General features: G+C 60.1%; 6 protein-coding genes and 1 pseudogene. 5 read left to right on the top strand and 2 right to left on the bottom strand.

The features are described from left to right. Window positions 1–258: 258 nt before the first annotated feature. Window positions 259–612: an NAD(P)H-dependent oxidoreductase gene (locus E3T19_RS12620; protein WP_241980213.1), complete on the top strand. Its 354-nt coding sequence runs from the start codon at window positions 259–261 to the stop codon at window positions 610–612. A 169-nt stretch (window positions 613–781) separates the two neighbouring features. Next, window positions 782–1,342, top strand: a pseudogene (locus tag E3T19_RS12615) (recombinase family protein). A gap of 247 nt (window positions 1,343–1,589) precedes the next feature. Here the strand turns inward: E3T19_RS12615 and E3T19_RS12610 are convergent. After that, window positions 1,590–2,189: a TetR/AcrR family transcriptional regulator gene (locus E3T19_RS12610; protein WP_134409006.1), complete on the bottom strand. Its 600-nt coding sequence runs from the start codon at window positions 2,187–2,189 to the stop codon at window positions 1,590–1,592. 73 nt (window positions 2,190–2,262) lie between these two features. On the opposite strand from E3T19_RS12610, the gene E3T19_RS12605 reads away from it, so the two are divergent. The 3 genes from E3T19_RS12605 (at window position 2,263) to E3T19_RS12595 (ending at window position 4,993) form a co-directional block, all read left to right on the top strand. Continuing rightward, window positions 2,263–2,874, top strand: a complete 612-nt coding sequence (locus E3T19_RS12605) for a flavodoxin family protein (protein WP_134409005.1) — start codon at window positions 2,263–2,265, stop codon at window positions 2,872–2,874. Beyond that, the gene (locus E3T19_RS12600) at window positions 2,871–3,896 is read left to right on the top strand and encodes a nitronate monooxygenase family protein (RefSeq protein WP_134409004.1); all 1,026 of its coding nucleotides are present in this window, start codon (window positions 2,871–2,873) and stop codon (window positions 3,894–3,896) included. Before E3T19_RS12605 ends, E3T19_RS12600 begins: the two co-directional genes overlap by 4 nt. Before the next feature lie 365 nt (window positions 3,897–4,261). Next, window positions 4,262–4,993 (top strand): GAF and ANTAR domain-containing protein, encoded by a 732-nt coding sequence (locus E3T19_RS12595; RefSeq protein ID WP_134409003.1) that lies wholly within the window; start codon window positions 4,262–4,264, stop codon window positions 4,991–4,993. A gap of 642 nt (window positions 4,994–5,635) precedes the next feature. Here E3T19_RS12595 and E3T19_RS12585 read toward each other — a convergent pair. Continuing rightward, window positions 5,636–6,202 carry an RNA polymerase sigma factor gene (locus E3T19_RS12585; protein WP_134409002.1) on the bottom strand — a complete coding sequence of 189 codons (567 nt, stop codon included), beginning with the start codon at window positions 6,200–6,202 and terminating at the stop codon, window positions 5,636–5,638. Window positions 6,203–6,637 lie beyond the last annotated feature (435 nt).

Below are 6,637 nucleotides of genomic sequence, written 5' to 3'. Positions count from 1 at the left end.
CCGCAGACGCTGCGACGTCCTCTATGCCATGCTCCGCGACGGCACCCTCTATCAAGCCGACCACCAGCTCGCCGCTTGACAAGAACATAGGGCCCCCCCGCACCGCACCTAAGTGCCGCCGGCATCTCCGCCCGGCTGGTGACCCCGGCCGAGCGGACACCAGAGGAAGCTTCCGCAGCGGAAGTTCAGGACGAGCTGATCGAGGAATTTTTGGGCGCCGGCGCGTACCTGTTCACGGTGCCGATGTAAAACCACTCGATGCCGTCCGTGTTCAAAGCGTGGGTGGACCAGATCTCGATCCCTGGTCGCACCACCCACGTCTACCCGGATGGTGCCCCCGCGACCGGCCGCCGCGCGGTCGTCATCTCCGCCCGTGGCGGAAGCTACGGGCCCGGCACACCCAACGACGGTCAGGACCACCTCCGCCCGACCCTGGAGCTCGCTGCCGGGCCTCGCACCCTCGGCCTTGACATCACCGGGTACATCACACCCGAGTGGACCTTGGCCCCAGTCACCCCGCAGTTCGTCGACTACATCCCCAAGCACGAAGAATCGTTGGCCGCAGCCCACGCGGCCGCCCGCGAACTGGGCGCCGCCCTCAGCGCCCACTAACCCACCAAAATACTTCCAGGAATCAGAGTGTGTCTATCTGAGGTATACCCCCCAACTAGGGGTCAGACACTGATAATGCGGGGTGTCTGAATGGCGTTTCATTTGCGTTGTTTGGCAGTGCCCGTTGCTGGGTCTAAGAGGTCACCTGGACAGAGTTGGTTGGAGCTTGATGGTCGGCCACCGCGTGGGATATGTGCGAGTCAGCACCCTAGATTAGAACAGTGTCCGCCAGCTTGACGGCGTCGACGTTGACCGGTTCTTCGAAGACAAGGCGTCGGGGAAAGGTCTGAACCGGCCCGAGCTGGAGGAACTGATCAAGCTCGTCGGAGACGGCGATACTGCGCTCGTTCACTCCACGGACCGCCTGGCCCGCAACCTGGATGATCTACGTTCGATCGTGCGCCGGCTCACGGCGAAGAAAGTACGGGTCGAATTCGTGAAAGAGCAACTGGCCTTCACCGGAGACGACATTGCCATGGCGAACTAGCTTCCGAACGTGATGGGGGCTTTTGCGGAGTTCGAGCGGTCGCTGATCCGCGAACGCCAACGTGAGGGTATTGCTCTGGCAAAGACTCGTGGGGTCTACCGAGGCCGCATTCCGTCCCTCGACAAAGCTCGAGCTGCGGAGCTGCGCGAGAAGGCCGCGGCCGGCGTGCCGAAAGCTGCTCGTGCGCGCGACTTCGGAATTAGCCGCGAGACCGTCTACGCGTACCTCCGCGGCGAGGCCTGACGGACCCGCCGTCGGGGCGAGTGCCTCCTGAGGTGGGACGCGCCAAGTCGAATCTGTACGCAGGACGCCGCTGAAGCTTCGGGCTGGTGCTCGGGATAGATGGCGCCTAAAGTATGTTTTGCGTTAATCACCCCCATCCAGTTCAGTCGTGATTAGGAGCGTGCCGCTGGCCTCGGAGCGGCGCGAGCTGACGTGGCGCGACATGAATCGCCAATACCGACAGGTGAGCGGCTCTACGGACGAAGACCTATGACCGCGCAATGCCGAGCAACGCGGCCATTTGTTGCCAGAGGTTCGCCAGTCGCGACGGGTCATCATAGAGTTTTGCTAAGAGCACGGCGCCCTCTAGTTGCGCAATGAGGCCTCTTCCGGTCTCCATGGTTACTTTATTCATTGGCAATGTGCCGACGGCCGCCGCTTTAGAGAGCGCGCTGAATACGAGTTGACTTTGATCGTCGAAGATTTCCCTGAGGCAACTACGAAGATCCGCTTCACTGGCGCCAGTCTCCAACGCTAAGTTGCCATAGAGGCAACCGATTATTGAACCTGTCGAGACGTGATGTTCGAGCTGAATGCCCGCTTGTTCGCGGAAGAGCGTCTCGAGCCCTCTCAAGTCATTCTCGTCATCGAGGAGTTCGAGCCAGCGACCTCTCTCTGCCGCCCAAGTAGTGCGGAGCGTCGCAACCGTGAGTGCCTGCTTAGAGGGAAAGAAATAGTAAAAACTGCCCTTGCGCACGTTGGCGCGCTCGCAAATCTCCGCTACGCCGATGGCTGAGTATCCGCGGTCGTGCAGGAGACTCCTCGCCGCTTCGACCAGCTGTTGTGGCGCATCGCTTGTTCGACCCATAAGAGCAGTATACGACCGGTCAAATATGTATAGTTGACCAGTCGTCTAGTTTCGGCATATCGAGAGGATGAATATGAATGATCAACCAAGCATCGAAGTGGCCGTGGCCTATCACAGCGGCTATGGGCACACCGAGCGTCACGCGCAAGCAATCATGGCGGGTGCGCGACAAAACCCGGGAAGCTCGGCCTCGTTGTTCAACGTGGCCGAACTCAATGACGAGCTGTGGGCCGGCCTGTCGGCCGCAGACGCGATCATCTTCGGAGCACCTACCTACATGGGGAGCCAATCGGCTGTATTTCAGGTTTTCGCTGAAGCGAGCGCTTCTGTGTGGGCCGTTCAGGGTTGGAAGGACAAGGTAGCTGCTGGGTTCACCAACTCCGCTGGAGTCAACGGCGACAAGCTCAACACGTTGACATCTCTGTCGCTGCTGGCGGCGCAACACGGCATGCACTGGGTTTCGCTGGGTCTTCCTCCCGGATGGTTGTACTCGTCGAATGGGAGTATCGACGATCTCAACCGCCTCGGCGGTTTCCTCGGAGCGATGGCGCAATCGCCCTCGGATGCGTCATCGGCCGTCGCTCCGCCCGAGGCCGATCTGCGAACCGCTGAGTATTTGGGGCGGCGAGTAGCTGAGGTTGCCACTCGGCTGCGTAGCCTGCCTGCCGCGGGGGTGCGCGAATGAACCGATTAAGCTCGCTGTTGAAGATTGCGCATCCGATCGTGCAGGGGCCCTTCGGTGGTGGGATTTCCCGTGTGAGCCTCGTTTCCGCGGTGTCGAATTCTGGTGGGCTGGGCTCGTTCGGTGCTCACATCCTTTCTCCGGGCGAGATTCGTGATGTGGTCGAAAGAATCCGCGCGCAGACTCTCGCACCCTTTTCGATCAATCTGTGGGTCCCGCAGCCGGGAGAGCAGGATCTTGTCGACCTAGCCCCACACATCAAGCGACTTGCACCACTTTATGCGCGCTTGGGGGTCGAATGGACGGGGACAGTCGAGGCTGCACCGAACTTCGATGAGCAGCTTGATTCGCTTCTCGATTCCACGCCACCGAGCATCAGTTTCGTAATGGGGCTTCCGCCCGTATGGGCCGTCGAGCGAGCCAAAATCAAAGGAATCGTGCTGATTGGTACGGCGACCACAGTCGCAGAAGCCAGAGTCATTGAAGCGTCCGGGCTCGATGCCGTCATTGCGTCCGGCAGCGATGCGGGCGGCCATCGAGGTGCGTTCCTCAGCCCGGTAGAAGAGTCATTGGTCGGCACCTTTTCGCTCGTCCCGCAGGTCGCAGACGCGGTTGACATCCCAGTGGTGGCTGCCGGAGGAATAGCCGATCGGCGCGGCATTCTCGCGGCACACGCTCTCGGAGCAGATGGGGTGCAGATCGGCACCGGCTTCCTCGCCACGGCAGAGTCAGGAGCGAGCGACGTACACCGCAAAATGCTCGCAAGTTCAGATGCGGAAACCACCGTCTTGACTCGCCTCTTCTCCGGGCGCCACGCTCGCGGTATCGTGAACTCCCTCATCAGAGAACTTTCAGCCGAAGAAGGCGCCGTTCCACCGTACCCGCTACAAAACGCGCTCATGCAGCCCCTGCGCAAGGCCGCGGCACAACTCGGCGAGAGCGACTACCTCAACCTGTGGGCAGGACAAGCCGCACCCCTCGCTGGCAGAATGTCGGCCGCGGAGTATATGGAGTCCCTCGTATGAACCCTTGCTAACTCGCTAGAACGGCAGCTCCTCTGGTCCGCTCCATCGGAGGAGCTGCCATACGGCGCCTTTGCCTCGGCCTCGAATCAGGTGTTCTCGAGCTGCTGCGTCGACTACTTCTCGGACCTTGATGAGCACTTTGCTCCCGTCCAAGGCCGAGCGTCTCGGAAAGCTGTAGACGTCCGAGACATGGCATTTGCGGAATTTACACACGATTCAACATTGTGGCGCTCGAGGGTGTCGCCGCAGGGGGAGCGAGGAAGAGGTGCGTCCGGTGGTCTGCCAGGTAGGAGGCGGGCGCGCGACGAGCAAGGTTGGGCGAACTGAGAGGTGCGGGAATGCGATGCGCGTTGTAACTTATAGAAATGTTTGCAAATGAGGGGGAGAGCTTCGTTGAGGTGTTCGTAGCTATCGCGGACACCGTGCAGACGGGCCATGACGTGATCGACACCATGGACGTTTTGGTTCAGGGGTGCACGATGTTCACGGCTGCTATTGCCGCGGGTATCCTCCTGGCCGATAGTAGTGACGTCCTGCATGTTGCAGCGTCCAGTAGTGAGCGGGCCAGCGATGTGGAAGAGGAACAGCTCGGGGCCCACGAGGGTCCGTGCCTGGACGCATACCGGTCGGGAGCCACGATTGACGTTCCCAACATCGCCGACGCTCGAGGGACATGGCCTGCTTTCAGCGCTATCGCTGAGGCCCGGGGATATCGGGCTGTTCACTCTGTTCCTATGCGGTTTGGTTCGCAAAGGTTGGGCGCGTTGAATCTCTTCTTGGCTGAGCCCGGCCGGTTGAGCGGCCGCGATGCAGAATTGGCTGAGGCGATGGCCCTGTATGCCGCGAACAGTGTTGAGCAGCACAGGAAGATCCAAGGCCACACCACCGTTCGGGACCAGATGAAAGTGATGCTTGAGGATCGAGTGCTTATCGAGCAAGCCAAAGGCGTCCTCGCCCAGCGTTACGGTGTGCCTATGGATCAGGCGTTTGGTCTGCTGCGGGCCGAGGCTCGCAGAATGCATACGGGCCTGCGCGATGCCGCAACAAAATTCGTTGTCCGGCCGTTCGGTGATGGCCAGAAAAAAATGATCAGCTAGCTGTACCGCCCAGGGAATGAGTTTGGGGGTGCTTGGCGTGATTTGGGGTCATTCCGGCGCCTTTTGTATTCGCTGGGCGGATTGTTGAATCGCACCGGAAGGCGGGATGCGTAGAACGCTTCCCAGTTCAGCTCCTAAGCGGTCCTCTGCTCCAAAGAGGACCTTTGCTTCGAAGAAGACTACGACTCCCAAGAAGGCAGGGGCCGCTGTGCCGCTCGCCAAAGCGACTAGGCCGTAGTCGGCGCGAGCGTCATTGTGTCTGCGGCATGCTCGGCGTGGTCGAGTAGTGCTCCGGCATCGCCGACAAACTGTCGAACACGTCGGATTCGGCGCGTTGACGCACTCCCGGGAGTGCGTTCGCCGGCCAGATAGGCGTGGATGGCCCTGCGGTCGTGGTCGGTGAGGCGGGCGATCTCACTGATCATCATCCCTTGTCGTTTGAGTCGCATGGATGTCCACGTCGTCCTCCTCTAGAAGCACCAGGAGCTGGGCACTTCGTGTACAGGTGTGTGGGCGAAGACCACCAGCAAAAAGGCCCACTCCTCTTTGCGAAAGCGACCCGGAGTGGGGAATTTCAGTGAGCGCCGTCAATCTGGAGAAGCATGCCGATGTTGTGTCCCATGTCTGAGTAATGCTGGGTGTTTAGTACCAGGCAGCCAGTTCCCGAGCGAGAGTGTGGCGTGATCGAGCAAGTAAGCCACGAACCGTTGACTCCGGAACGCCTAACTCGCTAGCGATGACGGAGTAGCTAGCACCGGAAAACTCGCGCATGACCCAGACTCGACGCTGATTCGTTGGCAATCCCGACAGGGCGAGCGACAAGGCTTCGTTCTGCAGGAGGGTCTCTACCACGGCGAAGGGGCTGTTTAGGAGTGCCGGCATATTCTCGTCGATCTCGATGGTGATTGGTCGCCGTTTTCGCAGCCGATCGAGGCTCTTGTTACGCACGACGCGCATAAGCCAAGCCTTCAGGTTCTCGCCGTCCTTCAACGCCGGAAGCTTTTCCCACGCAGTGATAAACGCCTCCTGCACGACGTCGTCAGATTCGGCATTTGAACCCAGCGTCCGCATGGCGTAGCCACGCAGCATCGGCCGATAGCGACGCACTAATACTTCGAATGCCGTCTGGTTCCCGGCGACTACGAAGTCCACCAAAACACTGTCGGTCTCATTCTCAAGAAGCAACTGACCAACACCGTCGGGCACCATCAGGTCCCAACATACGGAGAGGAAGGGCTCCCGGCTGTGCGTGGTTTAGGAAGGTTGACTGGATTCATGCGATGAGTATACGGACAGGAAGCCACTTAATGTGCTGACGATGGCTCAGTAAAATTGTCTTGGGGGTTGCCCTTGCGTGGCGAGCGCCGCGGTGCCCAGTTGCGGGCACGGAAACCACTTTGAGGTCCCGTCGTGAAGTCTCAGAGAAAGCATCCTTCGCAGCCTGGGCGTTGTTGTCGATCGCGCAGACGGGTCTGGCACCTCTATCTGGATGGGGAGACTCATGCATTGGATGAGTCCGACTGGTCTAAGTACCAGCCTTAACGTACCAAGACAACCGCATTGAGTCTTGTACCCTGTGGTCGGCAGTTGCGGCGTCGAAGTCGAGGTTGATTGAGCGACCACGCAGCATGTCGGAGCGGCGAT

Source organism: Cryobacterium sp. TMT4-31, from assembly GCF_004403385.1.
GTDB lineage: Bacteria > Actinomycetota > Actinomycetes > Actinomycetales > Microbacteriaceae > Cryobacterium > Cryobacterium zongtaii.
The sequence above is the reverse complement of the archived record's forward strand: the minus strand, read 5'-3'. Positions and strand labels throughout refer to the sequence as shown.

What these genes read in the sequence shown, in the direction of transcription:
- E3T19_RS12620 (WP_241980213.1), top strand. Translation starts at nt 259, where the DNA reads ATGCCGTCCGTGTTCAAAGCGTGGGTGGACCAGATCTCGATCCCTGGT.
- E3T19_RS12610 (WP_134409006.1), bottom strand. Translation starts at nt 2,189, where the DNA reads ATGGGTCGAACAAGCGATGCGCCACAACAGCTGGTCGAAGCGGCGAGG.
- E3T19_RS12605 (WP_134409005.1), top strand. Translation starts at nt 2,263, where the DNA reads ATGAATGATCAACCAAGCATCGAAGTGGCCGTGGCCTATCACAGCGGC.
- E3T19_RS12600 (WP_134409004.1), top strand. Translation starts at nt 2,871, where the DNA reads ATGAACCGATTAAGCTCGCTGTTGAAGATTGCGCATCCGATCGTGCAG.
- E3T19_RS12595 (WP_134409003.1), top strand. Translation starts at nt 4,262, where the DNA reads ATGTTTGCAAATGAGGGGGAGAGCTTCGTTGAGGTGTTCGTAGCTATC.
- E3T19_RS12585 (WP_134409002.1), bottom strand. Translation starts at nt 6,202, where the DNA reads ATGGTGCCCGACGGTGTTGGTCAGTTGCTTCTTGAGAATGAGACCGAC.